Below are 24,705 nucleotides of genomic sequence, written 5' to 3'. Positions count from 1 at the left end.
CATCGCGGCTGGGGCAAGTCGGTCGTCATCGGCGTGGCCGGCGCCGGCCAGGAGATCTCGACGCGGCCGTTCCAGCTGGTCACCGGGCGCACCTGGATGGGCACCGCCTTCGGCGGCGCGCGCGGCCGCACCGATGTGCCGAAGATCGTCGACTGGTACATGGACGGCAAGATCCAGATCGACCCGATGATCACCCACACGCTGAAGCTCGAGGACATCAACAAGGGTTTTGATCTCATGCATGAGGGCAAATCGATCAGGAGTGTGGTGGTTTACTGAGGAAGACCACAAGTCGCCGACCAATCGGCCCGCGACTTCTGTGGTTCACAACTGGGAGGAGAAAAGAATGGCGGAGAAACTGCATCCGAAAATCGACAATGGTTTGCCCAGGGAAAGCGCAAGCTTTTCCGGCGGCACACTGGTCTGCGCCTGCACCAGCAAGCCGGTGAAGGTCAAGGTCAAGGGCCAGATCGCCCACAACCATGCCTGCGGCTGCACCAAATGCTGGAAACCGGCAGGCGCGGTGTTCTCTGTCGTTGCCGTGGCCGGCACCGGCGACGTCACCGTCACCGAGAATGGCGACAAGCTCAAGGTGGTCGACCCCTCAGCGCTGATCCAGCGCCATGCCTGCACCGGCTGCGGCGTCCACATGCACGGACCGGTCGAGCGCGACCACCCGTTCAAGGGCCTGTCCTTCATCCATCCCGAGCGCTTCGAGGAGGACGGCTGGTCGCCGCCGGGCTTTACCGCCTTTGTCTCGTCGATCATCGAGTCCGGCGTCGATCCGAAGCGGATGGACGGCATTCGCGCGCAGTTGAAAACAATCGGGCTGGAACCCTACGACTGCCTCAATCCCGGCCTGATGGACTATATCGCGACCTGGACGGCGAAGAAGTCCGGCGCGCTGCCGGCCTGACAGTCGTGAGATTTCAGGTATGGGGCCGGACAAGTTTCCGGCCCCTGCTCGTTCTGGAGAGACAATGCCCTCACCCGCCATTCTGGTCGATGCCGACGCCTGCCCGGTCAAGGCCGAGGTCGAAAAGGTCGCCGAGCGCCATGGCGTCGTCGTCACCTACGTCTCCAATGGTGGCCTGCGGCCTTCGCGCGATCCGATGATCCGCAATGTCGTGGTGTCCAAGGGCGCCGATGCCGCCGACGACTGGATCGTCGACAATGCGCGGACCAACGATATCGTCATCACCGCCGACATTCCGCTGGCCGCCCGCGCGGTCGCGCTCGGCGCGCATGTGCTCGGGCCCACGGGGCGTCCTTTCACGCCGGAAACGATCGGCATGGCGGTGGCGATGCGCGATCTCAAGCAGCATTTGCGCGAGACCGGCGAAAGCAAGGGCTACAATGCCAGCTTCGCCCCGCAGGACCGCTCGCGCTTTCTCGGCGAACTCGACCGCATCTTGCGGCGCGCCCTGAAATCCGCCACACCGCAATAGAAACCGAGCGCCATCCAAGGTTGGAACCGCCATGGCTGCCGAAATCCCGATGAAGCCTCCCATGCAGCGCCACATGCTGTTCGCGGTGTCGGCCTGCTTCGGCGTTTTGGCGCTCCTCACGGCGTTGCTGCTGCACGCCCCGCTCGCCTATTCGATCGGCGCCAACGCATTCTTTGCCGCCTACGTCATTCTGGTCGTTGCCCAGATGCCGAAGTTCACCGGCAGGTATCTGAGCAAGAATGCGCGCGCCACCGACCAGCCGGTGCTGGTCATCTTCGCCGTGACGCTCGTCGTTGTCGGTTTTGCCACCTTCTCGCTGTTCCAACTGATCAACCAGAAGGACAGCACCCACTCCATCGAGCTCGGCTTCGCGCTGCTGTCGATCCCACTCGGCTGGTTCACCATCCATGCCATGGCAGCGCTCCATTATGCCCATGTCTACTGGATGGATGGCGATGCGGTCGACGCCGAGACCAAGAAGAAGATTCCGGTCGGCGGACTGCTGTTCCCAGGCGACAAACGGCCTGAAGGCTGGGATTTCCTCTACTTCTCGACGGTTATCGGCATGACGGCGCAGACCGCCGACACCAACATCTCGACGACGCATATGCGTTGTGTCGTGCTGGTCCATTCGATCCTGTCGTTTTTCTTCAACACGGTCATCGTCGCCGCCGCCGTCAATCTCGCCGTCAGCCTGGGCGCTCCGTAATAAATCCGTGATCGGATGAAACATTGGTTTGGATCGCGACGTATCAGGAGGACAATGAACGCGCAGGCCACGCCGCGAGGCCGGGAGACGAGACAAGATGGAATCCGTTGCCAGAAGCCAATCCGCCGCCGGTCCAGGCGCTTCGGCGTCGAACGAAAAGACGCTGATCTATCGGCAGTCGCGCTGGACGCGGCTGACGCATTGGCTCTGGGCCATCTCGCTGTTCTTCATGCTGCTGTCCGGCCTGCAGATCTTCAATGCTCGCCCGCAGCTCTATATCGGCAAGCAGTCGGGCTTCGACTACAACAACACCATCTTCGCCATCGGCGCCGAGAACACCAACACCGGGCCACGCGGCTACACTGAGATCTTCGGCAAACGCTTCGACACCACGGGGGTGCTCGGCTGGTCGGGGCCGACAGGCCAGGAGACGTCCCGCGCCTTTCCGTCCTGGGCGACCATCCCGTCCTACTATGATCTCGGCACCGCCCGCGTGGTCCATTTCTTCTTTGCCTGGATACTGAGCACGACCTTGATCGTCTGGCTGGTCGCCAGCACTGTGAACGGCCATCTGCGGCGCGATCTCGCGCCACGCTTCGATGATCTCAAGCGGCTGCCGCAGGATATCATCGACCACGCCAAGCTCAAATTCCACCATACGCGCGAATACAACACGCTGCAGAAGATGGCCTATGGCGGCGTGCTGTTCGTGTTGCTGCCGCTGATGATCATCACTGGCCTTGCGATGTCTCCCAGCATGAACTCGGTGCTGCCGTTCCTCAACGATCTGCTCGGCGGTAGGCAGACGGCCCGCACCATCCATTTCACCGTCATGGTGCTGCTGGTCGCCTTCTTTGTCGTTCACATCCTGATGATCCTGGCCGCCGGCCCGATCAACGAACTGCGCTCGATCATCACCGGCTGGTATCGCACCGATCCTCCCGCACAGGACGACAAACCCGTCGAGAGGAGTGCGTGACATGGCGAAGTTTGAGATCAGCCGCCGCAAATTCCTGACCGGTGCCAGCCTCGGCGCCTCCGGCATCATGCTGTCGGGCTGCGACGCTTTCGACAGCCAGCTGAGCATCGGCAGCGGCCTGCGCAGTTTCCTCGAAAACGCCAATGGCCTGACATACCGGGCGCAACGCCTGCTTGCCGGACGCGATGCGTTGGCCCCGGAATTCACCGAGGCCGACATCCGCCAGCCGCAGCGGCCGAACGGCGTCACCGCTCCCGATGACGATGTCTACAAAGGTCTGCTCGCCAACAACTTCGCCGACTGGCGGCTGGAGGTTTCAGGCCTCGTCGAAAAGCCGCTGTCGCTCAGCCGCGAGCAGCTTCAGAACATGCCGAGCCGCACCCAGATCACCCGCCATGACTGCGTCGAAGGCTGGAGCTGCATCGCCAAATGGACCGGCACGCCGCTATCGCTGGTGCTGGACCAGGCGGTGGTCAAGCCGCAGGCGCGCTACGTCATGTTCCATTGCCTCGACACGATCGACCGCAGCCTCTCCGGCGACATCAAATATTACGGCACCATCGACCTGATCGATGCCCGTCACCCGCAGACGATCCTCGCCTATGGCCTGAACGGCAAGCCGCTGCCGGTCGAGAACGGCGCGCCGTTGCGTGTCCGCGTCGAGCGCCAGCTCGGCTACAAGATGCCGAAATATCTCTACAAGATCGAACTCGTCGACGGCTTTGCCACTGTCGGCGGCGGCAGGGGCGGCTATTGGGAAGACAATGGCTACGACTGGTACGGCGGAATCTGAACCCGCGGCTCCAAAGATGGCCAGCCTACGGCGAGCAACGAAACAGCTCGCCTTTTCCGGCAATCTGCTCGGCAATGCCGCCAAGCCGCAGCATATGCCAGGCAAGTGCATGGTTGCTCGAGGTGACCGGTTTCTTCAACTCCTTCTCGACCTCCTCGATGATCCGGGCAACGCGCATGCTGGTGCAGGACACGAACACGGCCTCACACTCGCTCGACGCGCCGATTTCCAGGATGGCCTGCTTGACCGATGCCGGCGTGATGCGTGCTACGACATTGTCGTCCGCCTCATTGAAGGAGCCCATGACCGGAATATCCATCCCCCGCGCCATCAGCGATGCACGCAGGGAATGATTGATTTTGGCGAGATATGGGGTGAGCAGCGCGATCCGCGAGACACCCAGAGCCTTCAGCGCCGCCCGCGCCGCCGTCACCGGGTTGGTCACCTGCACGCCCGGCAGCACCTCGTGAACGCGCGCGGCGACCTTGTCCTCGCCGATGACAAGCGCTCCCGACGTGCAGGCAAAGCCGATCACATCGAACTTGACGTCGGGCAAAAGGCCGACCGTTCCTGGGATCACGGCTGACATCTTCATCAGGTTTTCCGGTGTGATCTCGACATCGCTGTAGAGCCGCGCCTCATACAGAGCGATGTCGCGCGCGGGCAGCACATAGCGGAATTCATCCTCGATGGTCTGGTCGGTCCGCAGCACGAGCAGGCCTAGATTGGCGCGGGTGCCGATACCGTCGTCGGTCTTGAAGGGAATATGTTCCTTGTCGAGGACAAGCATGTCGTCGGCGCGCGTAACCGGGGCGTCCATGGTGCAGTCCCCTTCCTGAAATTCGAATTGTCGACAATAGAAACGGCAACATTGCCGAAACTGTCAAGAGCTCCGTGCCGATTTTGGAAACCGGGAAACGTCCGAATTATAGGCCCGAGTGGATCGCTTGTCAGTCACAGACCCGTGCGCCGTTGACAAGAATCGGCGTCTTCCTATTGAATTGTCGACAATAGGAACGACAGCCATTGGAACGGCAATGCGCGTATTGATCTTGGGCGGGGGCGTGGTCGGGATCACCACTGCCTATCAGTTGCAAAAGGATGGCCACCAGGTCACCGTTCTCGAGCAGGCACCGCGGGTGGCCGAGGGCGCAAGCTGGGCAAATGCCGGCATGATCGCGCCCGGTCACTCTTTCGTCTGGTCATCGCCAGCCGCCCCAAAAATCCTGCTGAAGTCGCTGTTCCAGAAAGACCAGGCGCTTCGTTTCAAACTCTCCGCCGACCCGCATCTCTACAGCTGGTCGCTGCGCTTCCTCAGGGAATGCACGGCCGCCAGGGCGCGTCGCAACACCCTTCTCAAACATCGGCTTGCGGTCCATTCCCAATCGGTCCTTCAGGCAGTCGTCAGGGAGGAAGCGATCCAATACGACAGGACCTCGGCCGGCATTCTTTACTTCCACCGCAGCCGTCAGGCGCTCGACAAGGGCGTCGCCAACATGCGCCTGCTGGAAGCCGACGGCCAGGAAATCCGCATTGTCGACGCGCAGGAAATCGTTAACCGCGAGCCGGCGCTGGCTTCGTCGCGCGGCGGCATTGCCGGCGGCATATTGTGTCCGACCGACGAAACCGGCGACGCCGCCAAGTTCACGCGCGCACTGGCGGCCATCGTCGAAACGAGGGGCGGCAAGATCCTGACAGGCACCAGGGTCGTCGGGATAGAACGCAGGAACGACGCGATCACCCGGGTCGTCACCGACAAGGGTGAGATCCTGGCCGACACATACGTTCTGTGTCTGGGCGCGGAAAGCCCGATCCTTGCCCGCAAGATCGGCCTTGGTCTGCCGATCTACCCGATCAAGGGATATTCCCTGACCATTCCCATCGTTGATCAGGCCCTGGCTCCAAAGCTTCCCATGATCGATGAGCACAACCTCGTTGCCATCACGCCGATGGGCGATCGCATCCGCGTCACCGCCACCGCGGAGTTCGCAGGCTATGATCGCAGCCACAAGCCTTCGGATTTCGCCTTCATGAAGCGCGTCACGCAGGACCTTTTTCCGCACGGTATCGCCTATGATCGCGCCGAAATGCGGGCCTGTCTGAGACCCATGACGCCCGACAACCTGCCGATCCTCGGCCTGCGCAACATCAAAAACCTCTGGCTGAACACCGGCCACGGCCATATCGGCTGGACCATGGCGCATGGATCGGCCCGCATCGTCGCCGATCTGATCGCCGGCCGGGCCGCGCCAGTCGCCCTCGATGGTATCCTTCCCACACAGGCGCGGTTCGCCGAACCAAGCGCCGCAAAGGCTTGACCGACGCCATGCTCCGACCCAGGCAAAGCAACCAGGACAACAACGCGGCGTTGGCATCCAAGCCGATCAAGACCGGCCCGCGTGTCTATGAAGAGATCCGTCGCATGGCGATGGACTATCGCTTCAAGCCGAACGAACGCATCAACGAAGTGGCGCTTGCCGCGAGGCTGAATGTCAGCCGTAGCCCGATCCGGGAGGCCCTCCAGCGGCTGGTCACGGAGGAACTCATCACCTTCCAGACCAATCGCGGCTTCTTTTGCCGCGGCTTCGATGTCGACGAGGTGGTCAATCTTTCCGATGTGCGGACAGTGCTCGAGGAGCGCTCCGTCAGGCTGGCAATCCAGCGCGCGACCAATGAGGAGCTCGCCGCGCTCGTCGACTGGTGGACGATCACCATGGCGCGCGCCGACTCGTTTTCCAGCACTGAGCTGACCGCCAGGGACGAGGAATTTCACATCCGCATCGCCCGGCTGTCAGGCAATCCCGAACTGGCGCGCATGCTCGAAGGCATCAACACGCGCATCCATTTCGTTCGCAAGATCGAAGTGGAGAAGCACCGGCGACTGTCGACGACCTACACCGAACACAGCGAGATCGCCCGGGCCATGGTCAGTCGCGACGCCGACAGGGCCGCCAGGCTGATGCATGACCATATCGCCATCAGTGTTGCCGATGCCATGTCGACCGTTCGGGAAGGCCTGGCACGGATATACATCGACGTCGGCCAGATCTGATCAGGCAACCCTTTACTGGTCAGGCAACCTTGTCGAGCAGCGGCCTCAGCGCCGGATGGATTTCCGGCGAGGCGTGCTTGATCAGCGTCAGCAGGGCGCGTTCGTTCTCGTAGAGTGGCCGGTCCACGCCGATATGTTCGATCAGCCAGCCGGCTTCGCCGGCATCGATCGTCTCGGCGCGGCGCGCCAGGGCCTCGGCCGCCCTGTTCTTGGCTTCCCACTCGGCCTCGATGTCGCCTGGAGACCGATAGGCCTCCATGATGCCGGCAAGGCCGCCGGAGATCATGCGGCTGAAGAAGCTGCCGATTTCCGGATCGGCGTGTTCGAGGAAGGCATCACGGCGCAGCGCCACGTCGCGCGTCGGCGCTTCATAACCGGCCGAGCACATGACGAAATTGGCGATCGCCTTGACGAACAGATCGTTCCAGGACGGATCGTTGCGTCCTTGAGCGGTCCGCTCATTGATCTTGACCAGCACCTCTGCCTCGGCGCGCGTGATGGCAATGTTGCCGTCGCCGCCATGAGCATGGAGGATCCGGCGCAGCAGCTCGACCTCGGCCTTGGCGATCAGTCCGGGAACCAGTGCGCCGCCGAGCATCAGCGGTCCCTTGCCGTCGACAACGGCGTGGGCGACCTGTTGCAGCGCATAGACGCAAAGCTGGCCCGGCGACGATCTCGCCTCTTCCAGCACGTGGGCCAGCAATTCGAGTTCGGTCCGGCTGTCGACCATGCCATCGCGAGAGATCGTACGGATCAGCCAGTCGGCATTGTCCTGCGAGATATAGCCCGACGGCTTTTCCTGGTGGACGATATAGTCGGTAACCGCCTCGATGAAGAAAGGCGGCCATTCCTGGCATTTGTCCTTGGCCGTGGCGTCGAGCGCGAACAGCGCCTCGGCCTCGCCGCGCGTCACCACGCCATCGCCGAACACCTCATGGCGCAGCATCGCCACATCCTCCGCGGCGATGCTGCTTTTCGAGGTCAGCCCCGCCACCGGCGCGCTCATGATCAATTCGCCCATTTGTCGTCCCCGTCCGCTGCCGGCAATGCCGGCCCCAAAGCGTCATACCCGCCAACATATCAGCAGTGTCTTGAAAAACCGGCAAACGGCGTGGTTAGCGAAGACTTGTCGGAACAATGCATGTCGCCCAAAAGCATGCCCTCGGGCTCGACCCGAGGGTGTGCCGCGGTTTTGAGAGAACGACATGCATGAAAACAGAGATCTAAAGCGCATCGCCAGCGCGACGCGCTTTAGATGTCGCTGACAGGTGACAAGCCGTCGCGCACAAGCTATGGATGGCGCGTCGAGGACTCAGGGTCTGAGTCCTACCTGTTTGCGGGAGAGAGCAGCGAAAGCTGCCGCCGAAGGGGAAATCGCCCGAAATCTCTCAGGCAAAAGAACCGTAGACGGGAAAGACACTCTGGAAAGTCGGGGCTTGCCCCCGCGCCGAAGGTGTAAGCGCCGCTGACAGAGTTCCGGTTGCGCGAGTCTCTCAGGCTTCAGACAGAGGGGCACGGACTGGTCGCCATTCGCGACCGATTGCGTGCGACTCTGGAGACGACATGACGGGCGACGACACAAAACACCTTCCTCTCGAAGATATCCACATGGCCGCCGGTGCGCGCTTCGGCGCCTTTGCCGGCTGGTCGATGCCGCTGACCTATCCGGCCGGCGTCATGAAGGAACATCTTCACACCCGCGAGCAGGCTGGCCTGTTCGACATCTCGCATATGAAGCTGTTCGAGGTCAGCGGGCCGGAGGCGGTTGCGCTGCTCAACCGTGCTTGCCCCTTGGATGCAGGCGCGCTCGAGATCTCGCAATCCAAACTGTCCTTCTTCCTCAATGAAGCAGGCGGCATTCTGGACGACCTGATCGTCACCAGCCTTGGCGACACCAGGTTCATGGTGGTCGCCAACGCCGGCAACGCCGTGGCCGACGAAAAGCATTTGCGTGCACTTGCCGCGGATTTCGACGCCAAGGTCGAGCCGCTCGACCGCGTCTTTCTCGCCATCCAGGGTCCTGAAGCCTGGGCGGCCCTTTCCCGCGCCGGCATCGAGACCGGCTCGCTGCTGTTCATGCATGGGGTAGAACCGCGGAAGAACTGGTTCATGAGCCGCTCTGGCTATACCGGCGAGGACGGTTTCGAGATCGGCCTGCCGGAGGCCGATGCGCGCGATCTCGTTGCGAAACTGCTCGGCGACGAGCGCGTGCTGTGGATCGGGCTGGCCGCCCGCGACAGCCTGCGGCTGGAGGCAGGGCTATGCCTGCATGGTCAGGACATCACGCCGGAGACCGACCCGGCCAGCGCCGCCTTGATGTGGGCGATCCCGAAGGAGGTTCGCGCTTCCGGCGCTTTCATCGGCGCCGACGCGCTGCGTGCCGCCGTGGAACGAGGCCCCGCACAAAAGCGCGTCGGGCTTAAGCCGGAAGGCCGCCAGCCGGTGCGCGCCGGTGCTGCGCTCTTTGATGCCGACGGCAATCCCGCCGGCCATGTCACATCGGGCGGTTTCGGCCCCTCGGCCGGCCATCCGGTCGCCATGGGCTATGTCGCGACACCGCTGGCCAAGCCCGGAACACGGGTCTTCGCCGATGTTCGCGGCACGAAAATCCCGGTCGACATCAGCTCCCTGCCCTTCACACCGCATCGCTACCGCAAAGGATGATTTCAATGGCAACGACCTATTTCACAACCGATCACGAATGGCTCCGTGTCGAGGGCGGCATCGCCACTGTCGGCATCACCGACTATGCCCAAGAGCAGCTCGGCGATCTCGTCTTCGTCGAACTGCCGGAGACCGGAAAGAAATTGACCAAGGGCGATACCGCCGTCGTGGTCGAATCCGTCAAGGCGGCTTCCGATGTCTACGCGCCGGTCGATGGCGAGATCACCGAAGCCAACGGCACGCTGTCGTCGGACCCGTCACTGGTCAACTCGGCGGCAACCGGGGCCGGTTGGCTGTGGAAGATGAAGCTTGCCGACGAAAGCCAGCTCGCCGGCCTCATGGATGAGGCCGCCTACAAAGCCCATATCGGTTGACATCAGGACGTATTGACATGACCGCAGCACTCACTCCCTTCTCGGCCCGCCATATCGGCCCGAGCGTCAACGATGTCAGAGCCATGCTTGCCGTGATCGGCGTTCCGTCCGTCGAGACGCTGATCAGCCAGGCCGTGCCGCAGTCGATCCGCCTCGACTTGCCGCTGACCCTGCCCGCACCGGCCAGCGAAGCGGAAGCGTTGGCCGAATTGTCAGCGACCATGGCCAAGAACACGGTGCTGAAGAGCTTCATCGGCGCCGGCTATCATGGCGTCCATGTGCCGCCAGTGATCCAGCGCAATTTGTTCGAGAACCCGGCCTGGTACACGGCCTACACGCCCTATCAGGCCGAGATCAGCCAGGGCCGGCTCGAAATGCTGTTCAACTTCCAGACGCTGGTCACTGAATTGACCGGTCTGCCGGTGGCGTCGGCCTCGCTGCTGGATGAAGCCACCGCCGTCGCCGAAGCGGTCGGCATCGCCTTGCGCCACCACCGCGACAAGCGCACCAAGATCGCCCTTGCCGGCACGCCGCACCCGCAGACGCTCGACGTCGTGCGCACCCGCGCCGAGCCGCTCGGCATCGAGATCGACGGCGAGACGATCGATAACAACACCGCCGCCTTGCTCGTCTCTTGGCCGGATACGTTTGGCGTCTATGGCGACCACAAGGCGGCGATCGACAAGGCTCGGGCGACCGGTGCCATCGTCGTCTTCATCGCCGACCCGCTCGGCCTGGCCCTGACCGATGCGCCGGCCAAGCTTGGCGCCGACATTGCCGTCGGCCCGATGCAGCGTTTTGGCGTACCGATGGGCTTTGGCGGGCCGCACGCCGCCTATTGCGCCGTCTCCGACAAGTTGACGCGGCTGATGCCCGGCCGCCTGGTCGGCCAATCCACCGATAGCAAAGGCCGGCCCGGCTACCGGCTTGCCTTGCAGACACGCGAGCAGCATATCCGCCGCGACAAGGCGACCTCCAACATCTGCACCGCACAGGCGCTGCTTGCCAACATGGCGACCGCCTATGCAATCTGGCACGGCCCCGCCGGGCTGCAGGCGATTGCCGGGCGTATCCATGCGCTGGCCAATCGTCTGGCAAGCGGCCTCGAAGCGGCAGGCGTGTTGGTGATCGGTGCCAGCCGTTTCGACACGGTGACGGTGGAGACCAAGGGCAAGTCGGCGCAGGTCGCCGCTGCGGCTGAAAAGGCCGGTCTGCTGCTGCGCGTCGTCGATGCCAACCATGTCGGCATCAGCTTCGACGAGACCTCGACCGATGCCGATCTCGATGCGATCGCGGCCCTGTTCGGCGCCAAGGCCGCTCCGTCGGCCGACAGCACCGTGCCTGGCAAGCCGCGCGGCAAGGAGTTCCTGACCCAGCCGGTCTTCAACGAAAACAAGTCGGAAACCGACATGATGCGCTTGTTGCGCCGGCTGGCCGACAAGGATCTGGCGCTCGACCGCAGCATGATCCCGCTCGGATCCTGCACCATGAAGCTCAACGCGGCGGCCGAAATGATGCCGGTAAGCTGGCCAAGCATTGCCAATTTGCATCCCTTCGCACCGGCCGCGCACTCGGCCGGTTACCGCGCCATGATCGACGAACTGGAAGGCTGGCTGTCAGAAATCACCGGCTTCGATGCGGTCAGCCTGCAGCCCAATGCCGGCAGCCAGGGCGAGTATGCCGGCCTGCTAGCCATCCGCGCCTATCACCGCTCGCGCGGCGAAGGCCATCGCACCGTCTGCCTGATCCCCTCCTCCGCGCATGGCACCAATCCGGCAAGTGCTGCGATGGCCGGCATGAGCGTTGTCGTCGTGCGCTGCCTGGAGGACGGCAATATCGACATGGACGATATGAGAGCCAAGGCCAACGAGCATTCCAAGAATCTCGCGGCGCTGATGTTCACCTACCCCTCGACGCACGGCGTCTACGAAGAAGGCGCCCGCCACCTCTGCGCCCTCATTCATGAGCATGGCGGCCAGGTCTATTTCGACGGCGCCAACCTCAACGCTCTGGTCGCCCTTGCCCGCCCTGCCGATATCGGCGCCGATGTCTGCCATATGAACCTGCACAAGACCTTCTGCATCCCGCATGGCGGCGGCGGGCCCGGCATCGGCCCGATCGGCGTCAAGGCGCATCTGAAGCCGTTCCTGCCGGGCCATGTCACCGAGGGCTCGGCGCATGCCGTGTCGGCCGCACCGTTCGGCAGCGCTTCCATCCTGCCGATTACCTGGATGTATATCCGCATGATGGGCGCTGCTGGCCTGAAGCAGGCAACGGAGACAGCCATCATCTCGGCCAACTACGTGGCGACACGGCTCTCACCGCACTTCCCGCTGCTCTACAAGGGCCGTCACGATCGTATCGCGCATGAATGCATCCTTGACACCCGTGTGCTCAACGAGAGCGCCGGCATCAGTGTCGATGATATCGCCAAGCGCCTGATCGACTACGGCTTCCACGCGCCGACCATGTCCTTCCCGGTTGCCGGCACGCTGATGGTGGAGCCGACCGAATCCGAGCCCAAGCGGGAACTCGACCGCTTCTGCGAGGCGATGATCGCCATCGCAGGCGAAGCGGCGAAAGTCGCCAGGGGTGAATGGCCTTTGGCCGACAATCCGCTGGTCAACGCACCGCACACGGCCGCCGAGGCACTGGCCGGCCAGTGGACCCATCCCTATTCGCGCCTGGAGGCGGCCTATCCCGCCGGCGACGCCGACACGGCAGCCAAATACTGGCCACCTGTGTCACGCATCGACAATGTCGCCGGCGACCGCAACCTGGTCTGCTCCTGCCCGCCGCTTTCGGACTATCTGGGTGCGGCGGAGTAGCCAATGCATGTCGCCCAAAAAGTGACCCGGTTTTTGGGAGAACGACATGCATAGAACAAACACCTAATGCGGGTCGCCCGCGACCCGCATTAGGTGTTTGGTCCCGGCATTTGATGGATAGGATCGAGCCTGAATTGTTTTGGCTCTTTTTGTCCAGATTTTGCGGGTGAACGCGTATGGTGGGGAGCACAGCCAAGTCGCGCCCTCCACTGGCGCTTCCTGGAATCTCTGGCGCCGGTTCTAGGGGCCTAAGCTCCCCATCACGAGACCGAAAGACTCCGAACTGCATATCCGGCTGAACGTAGCCGAAGAATAGGTCCGGGCTTCACCAGATTACCGACCGGTCGATCTCGCCGATGCGCGCCCTGCCGGTTAGCGCCATTGCCATCTCGAAATCCCGGCGAAGCAGGTTGACACAATGGGCTACGCCCTCGGCACCACCCGTTGCCAGGGCGTAGACATAGGGGCGGCCAATCATGACTGCGCTTGCCCCGAGGGCAATCGCCTTCAAAACGTCGGTGCCACGCCTCACCCCGCCGTCGAGGATGATGGGAATCCGTCCGGCCACCCGCTCCGCGATGGCGGGCAGGGCGTCGATGGTCGCCGGCAGGGTGTCGAGGTTACGCGAACCGTGGTTCGAGACGACGATGGCATCGGCACCGGTTCCGATCGCCAGCTCGCATCGTCAGGATCGAGGATGCCCTTCAGGATAAGCGGCAGGGTCGTCAGCGAACGCAGCCAGGCAATATCCGCCCAGGTCGGCATGGCACGCCGCTGCGCAGTGCCAACTTTGAGCACGCCGGTGTTCCGGTCCTTGAAGTATGGCGTTGCGAGGCTGTCAGGAATTTTGAATCCTGCCCGGAACTGCCTGCGGCGATCGCCTGGCGTTGGCATGTCGACCGTCACGCTGATCGCCTTTGCGCCCAGTGCCGCCATGCGCGATACGAGTTCGCCATTGAAACCGCGATCGCTTTGCCAATAGAGCAGGAACCAGACTGGAGACTGGCTCACCGCCACGCAATCCTCGATCGCCGCCGTCGCCGTGGTGCCCAGAGTGAACACCGCTTCCGCCGCTCCAGCGCCGCGCGCCGCGGCCACCTCGCCTTCCGGATGCACCAGCCGCTGATATGCTATCGGGGCCAGGATGAGAGGATGCTGCAGACTTTGCCTGAAGAGCGTGATCCCGGTATCAAGTCTTGTCACATCGCGCAGCACGCGCGGCCTTAACCTGATGCGGTCGAATGCGGCTTCATTGTCACGCTTGGTGATTTCTTCGCCAGCACCGGCGGCAATGAACTCGTAAACCGCGTGCGGCAATAGCTCCCGCGCCGCCGGTTCAAAATCCGCCAGGCAGAGAAACCGGGTTTCGATGTCAAGCGGCATGGACCAATCTGATCAGCGCCTCAAGAAAAGTCGGCTGTTCCAGAGACATTCGCGCAAATCGCCGCTGGCCGCAAGGCGGCGGCACGGCACGCAGGACAACGCGTTCAGGTTAACGGATGGAACAGGCTCTACGCCGAGCGCAAGGCCGGCTTGACCGGGTCGGCCTTGCCCATTCCTTTGCGGCTGATGACGCAATTTCGTCCTGCGCTCTTGGCGGCATAGAGCGCCGCATCGGCTTCGGCCAGCACTTCGTCGAGACTGCTGCCTTCGCCGCCAAAGCCGATGCCGCCACTGACTGTGCTGCGCAACTTTCCGAGTTGGGTGGGAACGATTTCGGTGCCGAAGGCAACGCCGATCTTGCTGGCGAGATCATGGGCCCGCTCTTCCGTCATCCGCGACATGACGATAACGAACTCCTCGCCGCCCAGACGAAAAGCGTCGACGCCGGTCCTGCCATATCTCTTGATCACCGCGGCGAAGCGGCAGAGAACCTGATCCCCGACCGGGTGACCGTAGACGTCGTTCGTCCGCTTGAAATGGTCGAGGTCGAACATGACGATCGCCATGAACGGGCCGAAACTCCGCTCACCGTAGAGCGACGTCAACGCCCGGCGGTTCATCAACCCCGTCAGCGGGTCGGTCATGGTCTCGGCCTTCAGTTCGATCTGTGCCTGCAGATGGTGGAGGGAGAGCGTCAATGCGCCGAGCCCGGTCATGCAGGCCACCGCCACGACGGAATTCAGCCGTTCGGCCCAGTTGTCGGGCGCGGCCGCGAGCGTCCATTGCCCTTTTGTCAGCAGAACCACGCCGCAGAGCGCAAACGACACCGCGCAGGTGCCGCTCAGGAACGAAACCACCAGCAGGATGCGGCGATCATGGCTGCCGTTGATCCAGAACATGGCGCCGATCGCCGACAGCAGCGCCGTCACCGTGGTGTAGGTGATGATGAAGCCGACACCATCAAGGCCCAGAAAGGTCACGGCGGCACAGATGGCCATGGCGGCAAGTACCGGTGCAACGGCACGTCTGTAGCCGTGCACGCCCAGATATTGCATGGCCGAAACGCAGAGGATCAGGAACCCTAGAGTGAGCAGCGCAAGCACGATCTGACAGAGCAGCGGATCGGGATCCTTGGTGTATCGCCAGAACAGGATCACATGCGCGACGAGCACCAGAATGCCGCATGCCACCGTCAGCACGAAGCCTGCCTTGGGCGCGGTGAACCAGATCGCAAACATGGTGACGCTGAGGCAGATGCCCGACAGCGCGGCTGCGAGCAGGAGCGAACTGAAGTCCAGCATATCGGGCAAGGGCCTCTCGAGCGTCGGCGGTTACGCCGCATTCTAGGTCAGCGGCAGCCCTCAGACATGGTTTTCAGCCGATCTTTCGACGCAACCTGCCGATAGGGTTTACAAAGCGTCGATGCCTTATGTCCCGAAACCGGACCTAGGACGCAACGACCGGATCAACCCTTGTTCAAGAGAGCGAGGTTGGCGTTGACGACGGTGGGATCGGCCATGCCGGCCTTCGCTTCGAGCAGCAGCGCCTTGGCCTTCTTGCGATTGCCGCGCAGCAGTTGCGAATAGCCCATGTTGTTGACGATCTGCGGCTTGCGGCCGGCGACTTTCAAAAGCTGGCCGTAGGCACGGTCGGCGAAGTCGAAGCGGCCGAGTTCGTCATAGGAAGCAGCGAGCCCCATCCAGGCCTCGGCATTGTCGGCCTTCAACTCGACGGCCTTGCGAAAGTGCTTTTCGGCGAGGCCGTAATTGGCGTCGCGAAACTGCGCCTTGCCTTGCGCCAGATCGGAGGTGTCGACGTCCTTTGCCGCCGGTTGGATGGCGGTGGTCTTGGTGGTGTCGACGCCGCCCGTCGTACAGCCAGACATCATCAAGACGGCCGCCATCGCGGCCATTGCCGTGAAGTTATTGTGACGCATGCCCCTGCCTCATCGCCCGATTTGCCGGGTCGTTCTTCAGGAAACACATTACATGAGCGGCGATTAAACTTCGGTGCCGAAACGCTGCTAAAATTTGGTTTCGAGCACACCAGCCATTAACCACGAAGGCTTTTATGGCTCCAAGGCTTTGAGCCCCTCGGGAACCTGGTATTGACTGCCGTCATAGCGCAGCCGGTAGGTGCGCTTCAAGGACTTGCCGGGATGAGACTGGCACTCGCCATTCTCGTCGACGGACGGATTATCCGTATCCGCCCGTTCGGCCACAGTGATGTCGTGATAGCCATGGTGGCTTGCCGGGCTCATCGCCAGGCTGACCTGGCTCGACTCAAAGGATCCCGCGCAATTGGCGTCGCCTTCGCCGCCAAAGCCGGCCACGACGAGGCCGTCGAGCACCAGCCGCAGGGCATCGTCGGCGAGCGCATAGAGCCGCAGGTCGGTTTCCCTGAAAGGGTTGGGCTGCGAATGGTTTGCCATTTCGATGCGCAGGCCGAAGGCGCTGACATCGGGCGCCAGCCTATAGCGGCCGGTATCGAATTCGATCTTGCGGATGGCGATGGCATCGTCGGTGATCAGCCCGGGCTGGAGCAGGCGCTGGCGCACCTGCAGGCTGTTCCTGTCGACGACCAGAAGCTCGATATCGCCGACATGCCCGTCGTCGCGGGATTGGGCGCTGTCGGTCAGCGGCACTGCGACCAACAGCAGGTCGTCATGCGCGGGCCAGATCTTGCAGACCAGGCCAAATGGCGTGTCGCTATCCGGGCGCGTCAGGGCGATGCTGATATGGGGTTCAAGCGTGAACGAGGCGCCGTCGGGGCTCTTTCGAGCCTTGGGATAGGCCTGCTGCACCAAGGCGGCAGCATCGCCGCAATCGTCGGCCGCAGCCCAGGCGGGCCACAAGCTGGTGGCGGCAAGGCCAAGGAAGAGAATACGCAACAGCATTCGCATGGGCTTCTCACGTCGCAGGGGCAGAATGCGGGCAGAACAATGGGTTGTCAGCCCCGCTGGGGCTTTCGTGGGGCGCTCGCTAGTGCGCCGTCATTTTGACGATGACTGGAATCGCCGCAATCATCAACACCACCGGCAGGATGCACACCACCACCGGCACCGACATCTTGGCCGGCAGGGCGTGCGCCTTTTCCTCGGCCAGCGACATGCGCTTGTGACGCATGTCGTCGGAAAAGACGCGCAGCGCTCCTGACAGGCTGGTGCCAAGTTCCTTGGACTGTTGCAGCAGCGTGGCGAAGGAGCGCACCTCGTCCAGGCTGAGGCGGTCGGCGAGCGCCTTCAGCGCATCGTCAAGGCTGCGCCCCGCCCTCAGCTCCAGCGACACCAGCTGCAGGTTCTGGCTGAGCGCCGGATAGGTCTTGGCGAGTTCCTTCGCGACGCGCTCGATGCCGGCCTCCATGCTCATGCCGGCGTCCGAGCAGACGATCATCAGGTCCATGAAATCGGGAAAGCCGTTGCGGTACTCACGCCTGCGTTCCCGCACTTTCTGGCTTAGCACCAAGCCAGGCAGGAAATAGCCGGCCGCTCCCGACAGGATGACGAATGTCCAGCGGCTGGCCATCGTCGCGTCCGGGCTGGCCATCCACCGGTTGAGCACAAACACGCCGATTGCCGTGCCGATCATCGCGGTGAACCGGATCAGGAAGAACATGCCGACAGCGCGCGGCTCCATATATCCCGCCTGGATGAGCTTCATGCGCAGCCGGGCGACATTTTCCGGATCGCTCTTGGCGTAGAATTCCTGCGCCCGCTTCACCGCCTTCTCGCGCACGACGCCGGTATTCTTCTTCTGCACCGGCTCGGGCTTTGCGGCCACGGGACCGTTGTCGACCCTGAGCCGGCGCTTGACCTCGTCGCGATCGCCCTTCGCCGCCATCATCGGCCATGCAACGGCGGCAGCGCCCGCAGCCAGCAGCAGGATGGCCACCGGCATCAACGAGGTCGGCGCGAGCGAGGCGAGGAATTCGATGAAGCCCTGCATGTCAGAACTTGAAATTCGACATTTTGAACATCATCAAATTGCCCAGCATCAGCCAGGTGATCGACCCGCCAAGCAGGTACCAGGTCTTCGGCTCACCCCAGACGTCGCGGTAGAAGCTCGGCATCAGCGCCATGATGGCGGTAAACAGCAACGCCGGCACCGCCGTCAGGATGTAAGCCGACATCCGGCCTTCTGTCGCGATGGCGCGCACCTTGCGGCGCAGCTTGCCGCGCTCGCGGATCGTCGTCGCCAGGCCGTCGAGGATCTCGCGCAGATTGCCGCCCGAACTGGTCTGGATCGAGACGGCGGTGACGAACAGCGGCAGATCCTCCTGTCCAACCCGGTCGAACAGCGAGTTCAACGCCGAAACCAGATCCGATCCGTAGGTCACTTCGTCGGCGATGACGCCGAACTCGGTGCCGATCGGGTCGGGCATCTCGCGCGCGACCATGGCGATCGCCACCGGCACTGGATGGCCGGCCTTCAGGCCACGCGTGATCAGTTCCAGCGCCTCCGGCAGCTGCATGCCGAATCGTTTCAACCGGCGCTTGCGCTTGAAACGCAACGTCAGCACCGGCAGCACCGGCACGAGCACCACAAACAGCACAAGCCCCATCAGCGGCGGCAAGCCGTACCAGATGGCGACCAGACCAGCGGCGAATGCCACGCCGCAGGTGATCATCAGGAATTTCGACAGCGGCATGATCATGCCCGACTGGGTTCGCAGAGCGCGGAACCGGTCCGGCGAAAACAGCGGCGTACCCGCGTCAAGGCCCCGCTCCTTGCGCAGCTGGACGAGCACCTGCTCCTGGCTGATCTTGTTTTCCTGCAGCTTCATGCGCCGGTTGATGGCCGTGCGCTTGTCGCTGCGGCCGGCATAAAGCAGGTAGCAGGCCTCGGCGATCAGGATGCCGGTCAGGGCTGCCGCGGCATAGACGACGTAGATTGCGCTGAGCCCGTCGAACACTTGGCTACTCCTGCGGCCGGCCGGGTTCGAAATATCGCCCGGGGAACTCGATGCCCATGGCGCGCAGATCCTCGAGGAACCGCGGCCGGATGCCGGTCGCCTCGTAGTAGCCGAGGATCTTGCCGTCGGCCTCCATGCCGGTACGCACGAAGCGGAAGATCTCCTGCATCTGGATGACATCGCCTTCCATGCCGGTCACCTCGGCGACGCTGGTCACCTTGCGCTTGCCGTCGGACAGGCGCGTCAGCTGGACGATCAGGTCGAGCGCGCTGGCGATCTGGCTGCGGATCGACTGCACCGTCATCGGCATGCCGGTCATGCCAAGCATCTGCTCGAGCCGGGAAATGGCATCGCGCGGCGTGTTGGCATGGATGGTCGCCATCGATCCTTCGTGGCCGGTGTTCATCGCCTGCAGCATGTCGAAGGCTTCCTCGCCGCGGCACTCGCCGAGGATGACGCGATCGGGGCGCATGCGCAGTGCGTTCTTGACCAGATCGCGCTGCTTCAGCTCGCCATGGCCTTCGATGTTGGCGGGACGCGTTTCCATGCGCGCGACATGCGGCTGCTGCAGTTGCAGCTCGGCCGCGTCCTCGATGGTGATCAGCCGTTCATCTTCCGGAATGAAGGCCGACAGCGCATTGAGCATGGTCGTCTTGCCGGTGCCGGTGCCGCCCGAAATGATCGTCGTCTTGCGGGCATGCACGGCAGCCGCCAGCACTTCGGCCATGTTCTGGGTGATGGCGCCGAATTCGACCAGTTTGTGCAGGCCGAGCTTGTTCTTGGAGAATTTGCGGATCGACACCAGTGGCCCGTCGACCGCAACCGGACGAATGGCCGCGTTGAAACGCGAGCCGTCCAGCATGCGTGCATCGACCATCGGTTGCGATTCGTCGACGCGACGGCCGACCGCGGCAACGATCTTGTTGACGATGCGCAAGAGATGCGCCTCGTCCTTGAACGGAATATGGACCGGCTGCAGCTTGCCCTTCTTTTCGACAAAGCAGTTCAGGTGGCCGTTGATCAGGATGTCGTTGATGTCGGGGTCCTTGAGCAGCGGCTCGAGCGGACCGAGACCGACCATCTCGTCGACGATGTCGTCGACCAGCGCATCAAGCTCGATGGTGTTGATCGCCATCCGCTCCTGCTTGGTCTTTTCCGACACGAAATCATGCACTTGCCGGCGCATCTCATCCTTGGGCAAACGCTCCAGCGCGACAAGATTGATCTCCTCGAGCAGCAGCCGATGGATGCGCACGCGCGCATCGAGCACCTTGTTGGCATTCTTTGCCGGCGCTGCTTCCGGCTTTGCCGGCAAAGCCTTGCGGTTCGTCGGAATGACGACAGCATGATGGGCGACCGGCATTGGCTCGGCAGTGCGCTGCGGACGCGCGTCGCGGTTCTGCAAGGTGGAAAAGCGACTGGTCATCCGGCCTTCCTCTTCAGCAATCCACGGCCCATGCCAAACAGCGAGCGTGATTTCGCCCGGGTTGGGACCGCTTCCTCCGGCAGGATGATCTTCTTCAGATCGTTGATGACATTGGCGTTCGGATCGATCTCGTGCAACGGCACGCCGCGATCGACCGCCTCGCGCACCAGCCGGTAGTTGTTGGCGATGCCGCCGACAAAATGCTCTCCGAGGATTTCCTGAACGTCCGCCTGCTTGATGCCGTTGTCGAACATCTTCTGTTCGAAACGATTGACGATGACGTTCGGCTTCACTTCCTTGCCGGCGGTCTCGTAGACCGCCTGGATCAGCCGCTGCGTATGGCGCAGGCAAGGCACCGTCATTTCCGCAACAATGTAGAGCTTGTTGGAACCGAGCAGCACCGTCTCCGTCCATGGAAACCAGGTGCGCGGCATGTCGATGACGACATTGTCGAAATAGGCCGAAACGAGGTCCAGCATGCGCACCACGACATCGGTCTTGAACGAGCGCATTTCCGACGGATGCGTCGGTGCCGCAAGCACGCAAAGTCCGCTCGCGTGCTTGGACAGCATCACGTCGAGCAGTTGCCGGTCGAGGCGTTCGGGCTGGTTCTCGATTTCGGTGATGTCGAAGCGCGGTTCGAGGTCGAGATATTCGGCGCAGGCGCCCTGCTGGAAATTGAGGTCGACGACGCAAGTCGACGCGCCGCGCGTTACAGAGTGATGCAGCTGGAAGGCGGTTTGCAGCGCCAGCGTCGTGGTACCGACGCCACCGGCAGCCGGCATGAAGGTGTAGATCTGCGACTCGGTGTTTTCCTCGCGCCCGGGCCCTTGCAGCGCCCGCACCACGGAGCGCACGAGATCGGCGGTGGTGATCGGCTTGACCAGGAAATCCGAGACCTTGAGCTGCACGAGAATGCGCACCGCGGCCGCGTTGAACTCCTGCGTGACGACGACAACCGGCACCTTGTCCTCCAGCCGGCGCATGATGCGCTGCAGCGACTCGACCTCCTCCAGCCTTGCCGCATCCATGTCGACGATAATGGCGCCGAAGTCGGCTTCCTGGATCTCGCCGCGCAGCTCCGTGACATTCTTCTCCACTGTCGCGAGCTGGATGATCTCGGAGGCCGCGAATGCGGTCCGCGTGTCCTGCCCAAAGGTCCTGTCGGTCGATACGAGCAGGATCTTCCTGGTCTTGATGCCGTTTGCCATTCTGTCAGCCTGTCAGGTCGCCCGTTGACCAGTTGCCCGTTGAATCAGTTGCTCGTGGTGGATTGCGACGCCTTCGCACCGGCCGCCTGGTCGGGGGTGACAGCCGCCGCGCTGCCTCGCTGGGCGGGCACCAGAAGCCTGGTGTTCTGGACCCCGTATTTCCAGGGATCGACCATCTGCATGACGGTGTTGGCGGCCTGTGCTTCGCCGGCGCCGATCGTTGGCCCTTCGCTGCGCACGTAGTCGTCGCTGGTGCAGCCGGCGGCAAAACCGGCCAGCAGCAGGGCTATGCTCGATCTCAAGGCCAGACGCATGGCTTCAGTCCTTCGGCAGGTCGAGGAAATGCCCGACAGTGGTGACGGCAGCCGGCTGCGCGACGCTGCCGTCGGCCATTGCCAGCGCGCGATTGGCGTCGGACGTCTTCACTTCCTCGGTGTTGTTGAGAAAATAGTCGGCGTTGCTGGCCGGCTGCGTGCCGTCGGTCGGCTCGACGAGCTTCTTCGACGGATCGACCGGCTTGACCAGATAGGGGGTGACGATGATGACCAGGTCGGTCTCGCGCCGCTGATAGGATTTCGAGGAGAACAGCGCCCCAAGCACCGGCATCTTGCCGAGACCAGGAATGCGCGATGTGGTGATGTCGTTTTGCGACTGCAGCAATCCGGCGATCATGAAGCTCTGGCCGTTCTTCAGGTCGACCGACGTCCTGGCACGGCGCACAATGAAGCCGGGAACCGAGATGTTGCCGATATTGTAGGAGGCCGAAGCGTCGATCGAGGAGACTTCCGGCGCGATGTCCAGGCTGACCAGCCCGTCCTTCAGAACGGTCGGCGTGAAATCGAGGCTGACGCCGTATTTCTTGTAGCTGACCGAGATCTTGCCGTTGTCCTCGGAGACCGGGATCGGAAATTCGCCGCCGGCGAGGAAGCTCGCCGTCTGGCCGGAACGGGCGATCAGGTTCGGCTCGGCCAGCCGCCGCGCCAGGCCGCGCTCTTCCAGCGCCTTGATGGCGATATCGATCGACACGCCATTCGACAGCAACCGGCCGATGATCTCGCCGGTGCCAGCCGCCGGCACTGTACCCGGATCGAGCGAGACATCGCGGCCACCAAGGCCGTAGGCGAAGTTGGCGCTGTATTTGGCGCCGAGATCCTGGCCCGCCTGGCGGTTGATCTCGACGAAGCGGACATTGAGCTGGACCTGTTGCGACGACGAGATGTTGACCGAGTTGATCACCTCCTCGTTGCCGGAAAAGCGCGTCGCGATCTTGTTTGCCTTTTCGGCGGCGACGGCATCATCCGCCTCGCCCGACAGCACGACACGGCCATTGGCCGAACCGACCTTGATCCGGGCATCCGGCACGCTGGCGCGAATGGTGCTGGCCAGTTGGTCGGTGTCGAGCGTCACCTCGATGTCGACGGTGCCGACGAGCTGCTTCTTGTCATCGAACAGCGCAATGCCGGTGGTGCCGAGATTGTTGCCGAGCACGTAGAAGGATTTGTCGGTCAGCGGATTGACGTTGGCGATCTCCGGGTCGCCGATGACGATCTGGTAGAAGGCGGCACTGGTCATGATCGTCTTCGGCTTGCCCTTGGCAACCTTGATCGACGCATTCTTGGTCGACGACACATAGACGATATCGTTGTCGGCCCTGGCGCAGGTGCCGAAGGCCAGCATCGCGGCGGCAGCCAGCGAAGCAGCGACGGCCACGGTGCGCAAAACGCGCAACCGTCCCATGACCCGATATGTGATCAGCCCAAACATTGTCCCGTCCCTCACCCAGTCCCCACTGGCTTCTATTTCTGGTCCCGCGAAGGAACCTGGTATTCCTCGGCCGTTGTGCCGCGCGTCACGATGACCGTCTTGAACTTCGGTTTCTCCGGCTCTTTCGCCACGGCATCGAACAACGAGCCGGCTGCGGCCTGGACGTTCGAGGCGACCGATCCACCGAAGGAGGAGATGGTGGTGACGCCGTTCTTGCCGTCACCACCATCGCTGGAGGACCGAAGCGACAAGGACAGGGTGCCGACGGTGCGGGCCAGCGCCACTTTCTGCGCGCCGTCGGTCGTCACCTCGATGGTCACGGAATTGGAAATCTGCGGCGTCGTCTGGCGCTCGTCGGCGCCCTGCCCGACGCTCAGCACCTTGGCATCGGCGACAACGATCTCGGAGGTGACCGTCGATCCGGCAGCGCCCTGAGCGTTCTTGGCCACTTCCTGGATTTCGCCGGCATCGCGCGTCAGCACGACATCGACACGGTCGCCTGGCGTGACGAAGCCGCCGACACCGGCGATCTCGTCGGTGCGGATGGTCACCGCTCGCATTCCGGGCGTCATCATGTTGGAGAGCGTCGCGCGGCCATTTGGCCCGGACAGCTTGGTCAGCAGCACCGGTTCGTTGACCTCGATCGGCGACAGCACCACGCGGCTGCCGTCGGCGAGCAACGCATTGATGGTGGTGAAGGCACCCTGCGGCACGGACCCTTCCGACCACGGAATTTCGCTAAGCTGCGCCCGGTCGAGTTCCATGCCGTAACGCAGCGGCGCATTCGCCACCACGATGGTCTTGAACTCTACCCTGGGCACAACAGGTGCCGGGATCGACGCCGTCTTCTCTTCGGAATCGGCCTTGGCCTGGCTCTTGACCCAGAAATCCGCGGCAAAGATCGAGATCGCGCCAAAAACGGCGGCGATGCCGATCATCGATATGGCCTTGCCCCTCACGCCGAAACCCCTGATGCCCGCAGTTTCTTGTTTTGTTGGGCTTAACCCTAGGCGGCATTGTTAAAGAATCAGGAATTTTGCTCGGTGGTATTAGATCTATTTCCGTCGGCTTGGTTATCGAATGGTTTTGGGTTAAGAGGGATCATATCCCCGAACGGAACAGGAACCTCGGTCGCTTGGCGCGGAAAAGCGTGGCAGTATCGC

22 protein-coding genes, 2 pseudogenes and 1 riboswitch are annotated in these 24,705 nt (G+C 62.8%); of the genes and pseudogenes, 11 read left to right on the top strand and 13 right to left on the bottom strand.

All coding sequences use genetic code 11. The features are described 5' to 3' along the window. The 6 genes and pseudogenes from FCU66_RS24295 to FCU66_RS24270 form a co-directional block, all read left to right on the top strand. A pseudogene (locus FCU66_RS24295) lies at positions 1-279 on the top strand (S-(hydroxymethyl)glutathione dehydrogenase); the annotation flags it as partial. A 67-nt stretch (positions 280-346) separates the two neighbouring features. Further along, positions 347-916 (top strand): S-(hydroxymethyl)glutathione synthase, encoded by a 570-nt coding sequence (gene gfa / locus FCU66_RS24290; RefSeq protein ID WP_136619445.1) that lies wholly within the window; start codon positions 347-349, stop codon positions 914-916. 64 nt (positions 917-980) lie between these two features. After that, on the top strand, positions 981-1,448 hold the full coding sequence (locus FCU66_RS24285; protein ID WP_136619446.1) for a YaiI/YqxD family protein: 468 nt from the start codon (positions 981-983) through the stop codon (positions 1,446-1,448). A gap of 31 nt (positions 1,449-1,479) precedes the next feature. Then, a complete protein-coding gene (locus FCU66_RS24280) occupies positions 1,480-2,157 on the top strand; it encodes a DUF1345 domain-containing protein (protein ID WP_136619447.1) in 678 nt (225 codons plus the stop codon). A 97-nt stretch (positions 2,158-2,254) separates the two neighbouring features. Further along, a complete protein-coding gene (locus FCU66_RS24275) occupies positions 2,255-3,136 on the top strand; it encodes a cytochrome b/b6 domain-containing protein (RefSeq protein ID WP_136619448.1) in 882 nt (293 codons plus the stop codon). Position 3,137: 1 nt separating this feature from the next. After that, the gene (locus tag FCU66_RS24270) at positions 3,138-3,929 is read left to right on the top strand and encodes a molybdopterin-binding protein (protein ID WP_136619449.1); all 792 of its coding nucleotides are present in this window, start codon (positions 3,138-3,140) and stop codon (positions 3,927-3,929) included. A gap of 25 nt (positions 3,930-3,954) precedes the next feature. On the opposite strand, the gene FCU66_RS24265 is transcribed toward FCU66_RS24270, so the two are convergent. Next, complete coding sequence (locus FCU66_RS24265) at positions 3,955-4,749, bottom strand: maleate cis-trans isomerase family protein (RefSeq protein ID WP_136619450.1); 795 nt, start codon at positions 4,747-4,749, stop codon at positions 3,955-3,957. A gap of 217 nt (positions 4,750-4,966) precedes the next feature. On the opposite strand from FCU66_RS24265, the gene FCU66_RS24260 reads away from it, so the two are divergent. Together FCU66_RS24260 and FCU66_RS24255 are read left to right on the top strand one after the other, a co-directional pair. Then, the gene (locus FCU66_RS24260) at positions 4,967-6,247 is read left to right on the top strand and encodes a D-amino acid dehydrogenase (protein ID WP_136619451.1); all 1,281 of its coding nucleotides are present in this window, start codon (positions 4,967-4,969) and stop codon (positions 6,245-6,247) included. Positions 6,248-6,255: 8 nt separating this feature from the next. Continuing rightward, a complete protein-coding gene (locus FCU66_RS24255) occupies positions 6,256-6,981 on the top strand; it encodes a GntR family transcriptional regulator (protein WP_136619452.1) in 726 nt (241 codons plus the stop codon). A 19-nt stretch (positions 6,982-7,000) separates the two neighbouring features. Here the strand turns inward: FCU66_RS24255 and FCU66_RS24250 are convergent, their stop codons facing one another. Beyond that, positions 7,001-8,002, bottom strand: coding sequence for a hypothetical protein (locus FCU66_RS24250; protein WP_136619453.1), 1,002 nt, complete (start codon positions 8,000-8,002; stop codon positions 7,001-7,003). A 306-nt stretch (positions 8,003-8,308) separates the two neighbouring features. Further along, positions 8,309-8,395, top strand: a riboswitch (glycine riboswitch). Between the two features lie 149 nt (positions 8,396-8,544). Here FCU66_RS24250 and gcvT point away from each other — a divergent pair. Genes gcvT through gcvP form a run of 3 tightly spaced genes read left to right on the top strand, consistent with a single transcriptional unit; the run spans position 8,545 to position 12,847 of the window. Beyond that, positions 8,545-9,645 (top strand): glycine cleavage system aminomethyltransferase GcvT, encoded by a 1,101-nt coding sequence (gcvT, locus tag FCU66_RS24245; protein WP_136619454.1) that lies wholly within the window; start codon positions 8,545-8,547, stop codon positions 9,643-9,645. Positions 9,646-9,650: 5 nt separating this feature from the next. Then, positions 9,651-10,019: a glycine cleavage system protein GcvH gene (gene gcvH / locus FCU66_RS24240; RefSeq protein ID WP_126068937.1), complete on the top strand. Its 369-nt coding sequence runs from the start codon at positions 9,651-9,653 to the stop codon at positions 10,017-10,019. 17 nt (positions 10,020-10,036) lie between these two features. Next, complete coding sequence (gene gcvP, locus FCU66_RS24235; RefSeq protein ID WP_136619455.1) at positions 10,037-12,847, top strand: aminomethyl-transferring glycine dehydrogenase; 2,811 nt, start codon at positions 10,037-10,039, stop codon at positions 12,845-12,847. Between the two features lie 325 nt (positions 12,848-13,172). On the opposite strand, the pseudogene FCU66_RS24230 reads toward gcvP, so the two are convergent. From FCU66_RS24230 to cpaB, 11 genes and pseudogenes are all read right to left on the bottom strand, one after another. Next, positions 13,173-14,230 (bottom strand): annotated as a pseudogene (locus tag FCU66_RS24230) (alpha-hydroxy-acid oxidizing protein). A 128-nt stretch (positions 14,231-14,358) separates the two neighbouring features. Continuing rightward, positions 14,359-15,531 (bottom strand): GGDEF domain-containing protein, encoded by a 1,173-nt coding sequence (locus FCU66_RS24225; RefSeq protein WP_136619463.1) that lies wholly within the window; start codon positions 15,529-15,531, stop codon positions 14,359-14,361. 164 nt (positions 15,532-15,695) lie between these two features. Next, the gene (locus tag FCU66_RS24220) at positions 15,696-16,166 is read right to left on the bottom strand and encodes a hypothetical protein (protein ID WP_136619456.1); all 471 of its coding nucleotides are present in this window, start codon (positions 16,164-16,166) and stop codon (positions 15,696-15,698) included. Positions 16,167-16,298: 132 nt separating this feature from the next. Next, the gene (locus FCU66_RS24215) at positions 16,299-17,132 is read right to left on the bottom strand and encodes a PA3715 family protein (protein ID WP_168991968.1); all 834 of its coding nucleotides are present in this window, start codon (positions 17,130-17,132) and stop codon (positions 16,299-16,301) included. A 79-nt stretch (positions 17,133-17,211) separates the two neighbouring features. After that, positions 17,212-18,174 carry a type II secretion system F family protein gene (locus FCU66_RS24210; RefSeq protein WP_136619457.1) on the bottom strand — a complete coding sequence of 321 codons (963 nt, stop codon included), beginning with the start codon at positions 18,172-18,174 and terminating at the stop codon, positions 17,212-17,214. 1 nt (position 18,175) lies between these two features. Further along, entirely contained in the window at positions 18,176-19,141 is a 966-nt protein-coding gene (locus tag FCU66_RS24205; RefSeq protein WP_136619458.1) for a type II secretion system F family protein, read from the bottom strand. A gap of 4 nt (positions 19,142-19,145) precedes the next feature. Then, positions 19,146-20,567 carry a TadA family conjugal transfer-associated ATPase gene (locus tag FCU66_RS24200; RefSeq protein WP_136619459.1) on the bottom strand — a complete coding sequence of 474 codons (1,422 nt, stop codon included), beginning with the start codon at positions 20,565-20,567 and terminating at the stop codon, positions 19,146-19,148. Continuing rightward, positions 20,564-21,778, bottom strand: coding sequence for a CpaE/TadZ family protein (locus tag FCU66_RS24195; RefSeq protein ID WP_136619460.1), 1,215 nt, complete (start codon positions 21,776-21,778; stop codon positions 20,564-20,566). Before FCU66_RS24195 ends, FCU66_RS24200 begins: the two co-directional genes overlap by 4 nt. 44 nt (positions 21,779-21,822) lie before the next feature. Beyond that, complete coding sequence (locus FCU66_RS24190) at positions 21,823-22,092, bottom strand: hypothetical protein (RefSeq protein WP_136619461.1); 270 nt, start codon at positions 22,090-22,092, stop codon at positions 21,823-21,825. A gap of 4 nt (positions 22,093-22,096) precedes the next feature. Further along, positions 22,097-23,515, bottom strand: a complete 1,419-nt coding sequence (locus FCU66_RS24185) for a type II and III secretion system protein family protein (RefSeq protein ID WP_425462865.1) — start codon at positions 23,513-23,515, stop codon at positions 22,097-22,099. A gap of 59 nt (positions 23,516-23,574) precedes the next feature. Continuing rightward, the gene (gene cpaB, locus FCU66_RS24180; RefSeq protein WP_246093996.1) at positions 23,575-24,501 is read right to left on the bottom strand and encodes a Flp pilus assembly protein CpaB; all 927 of its coding nucleotides are present in this window, start codon (positions 24,499-24,501) and stop codon (positions 23,575-23,577) included. Between the last annotated feature and the right edge of the window lie 204 nt (positions 24,502-24,705).

It is taken from the genome of Mesorhizobium norvegicum (assembly GCF_004919685.1).
GTDB classification, from domain to species: Bacteria; Pseudomonadota; Alphaproteobacteria; order Rhizobiales; family Rhizobiaceae; genus Mesorhizobium; species Mesorhizobium norvegicum.
The sequence above is the reverse complement of the archived record's forward strand: the minus strand, read 5'-3'. Positions and strand labels throughout refer to the sequence as shown.

Excerpts from the sequence above, each read along its gene's own strand:
- FCU66_RS24275 (WP_136619448.1), top strand. The coding sequence starts at position 2,255 with ATGGAATCCGTTGCCAGAAGCCAATCCGCCGCCGGTCCAGGCGCTTCG.
- gcvH (WP_126068937.1), top strand. The coding sequence starts at position 9,651 with ATGGCAACGACCTATTTCACAACCGATCACGAATGGCTCCGTGTCGAG.
- FCU66_RS24260 (WP_136619451.1), top strand. The coding sequence starts at position 4,967 with ATGCGCGTATTGATCTTGGGCGGGGGCGTGGTCGGGATCACCACTGCC.
- FCU66_RS24210 (WP_136619457.1), bottom strand. The coding sequence starts at position 18,174 with ATGCAGGGCTTCATCGAATTCCTCGCCTCGCTCGCGCCGACCTCGTTG.
- FCU66_RS24250 (WP_136619453.1), bottom strand. The coding sequence starts at position 8,002 with ATGGGCGAATTGATCATGAGCGCGCCGGTGGCGGGGCTGACCTCGAAA.
- gfa (WP_136619445.1), top strand. The coding sequence starts at position 347 with ATGGCGGAGAAACTGCATCCGAAAATCGACAATGGTTTGCCCAGGGAA.
- FCU66_RS24190 (WP_136619461.1), bottom strand. The coding sequence starts at position 22,092 with ATGCGTCTGGCCTTGAGATCGAGCATAGCCCTGCTGCTGGCCGGTTTT.
- FCU66_RS24220 (WP_136619456.1), bottom strand. The coding sequence starts at position 16,166 with ATGCGTCACAATAACTTCACGGCAATGGCCGCGATGGCGGCCGTCTTG.
- FCU66_RS24285 (WP_136619446.1), top strand. The coding sequence starts at position 981 with ATGCCCTCACCCGCCATTCTGGTCGATGCCGACGCCTGCCCGGTCAAG.
- FCU66_RS24280 (WP_136619447.1), top strand. The coding sequence starts at position 1,480 with ATGGCTGCCGAAATCCCGATGAAGCCTCCCATGCAGCGCCACATGCTG.
- gcvT (WP_136619454.1), top strand. The coding sequence starts at position 8,545 with ATGACGGGCGACGACACAAAACACCTTCCTCTCGAAGATATCCACATG.
- gcvP (WP_136619455.1), top strand. The coding sequence starts at position 10,037 with ATGACCGCAGCACTCACTCCCTTCTCGGCCCGCCATATCGGCCCGAGC.
- FCU66_RS24215 (WP_168991968.1), bottom strand. The coding sequence starts at position 17,132 with ATGCGAATGCTGTTGCGTATTCTCTTCCTTGGCCTTGCCGCCACCAGC.
- FCU66_RS24200 (WP_136619459.1), bottom strand. The coding sequence starts at position 20,567 with ATGACCAGTCGCTTTTCCACCTTGCAGAACCGCGACGCGCGTCCGCAG.
- FCU66_RS24195 (WP_136619460.1), bottom strand. The coding sequence starts at position 21,778 with ATGGCAAACGGCATCAAGACCAGGAAGATCCTGCTCGTATCGACCGAC.
- FCU66_RS24255 (WP_136619452.1), top strand. The coding sequence starts at position 6,256 with ATGCTCCGACCCAGGCAAAGCAACCAGGACAACAACGCGGCGTTGGCA.
- FCU66_RS24185 (WP_425462865.1), bottom strand. The coding sequence starts at position 23,515 with ATGGGACGGTTGCGCGTTTTGCGCACCGTGGCCGTCGCTGCTTCGCTG.
- FCU66_RS24225 (WP_136619463.1), bottom strand. The coding sequence starts at position 15,531 with ATGCTGGACTTCAGTTCGCTCCTGCTCGCAGCCGCGCTGTCGGGCATC.
- FCU66_RS24270 (WP_136619449.1), top strand. The coding sequence starts at position 3,138 with ATGGCGAAGTTTGAGATCAGCCGCCGCAAATTCCTGACCGGTGCCAGC.
- FCU66_RS24265 (WP_136619450.1), bottom strand. The coding sequence starts at position 4,749 with ATGGACGCCCCGGTTACGCGCGCCGACGACATGCTTGTCCTCGACAAG.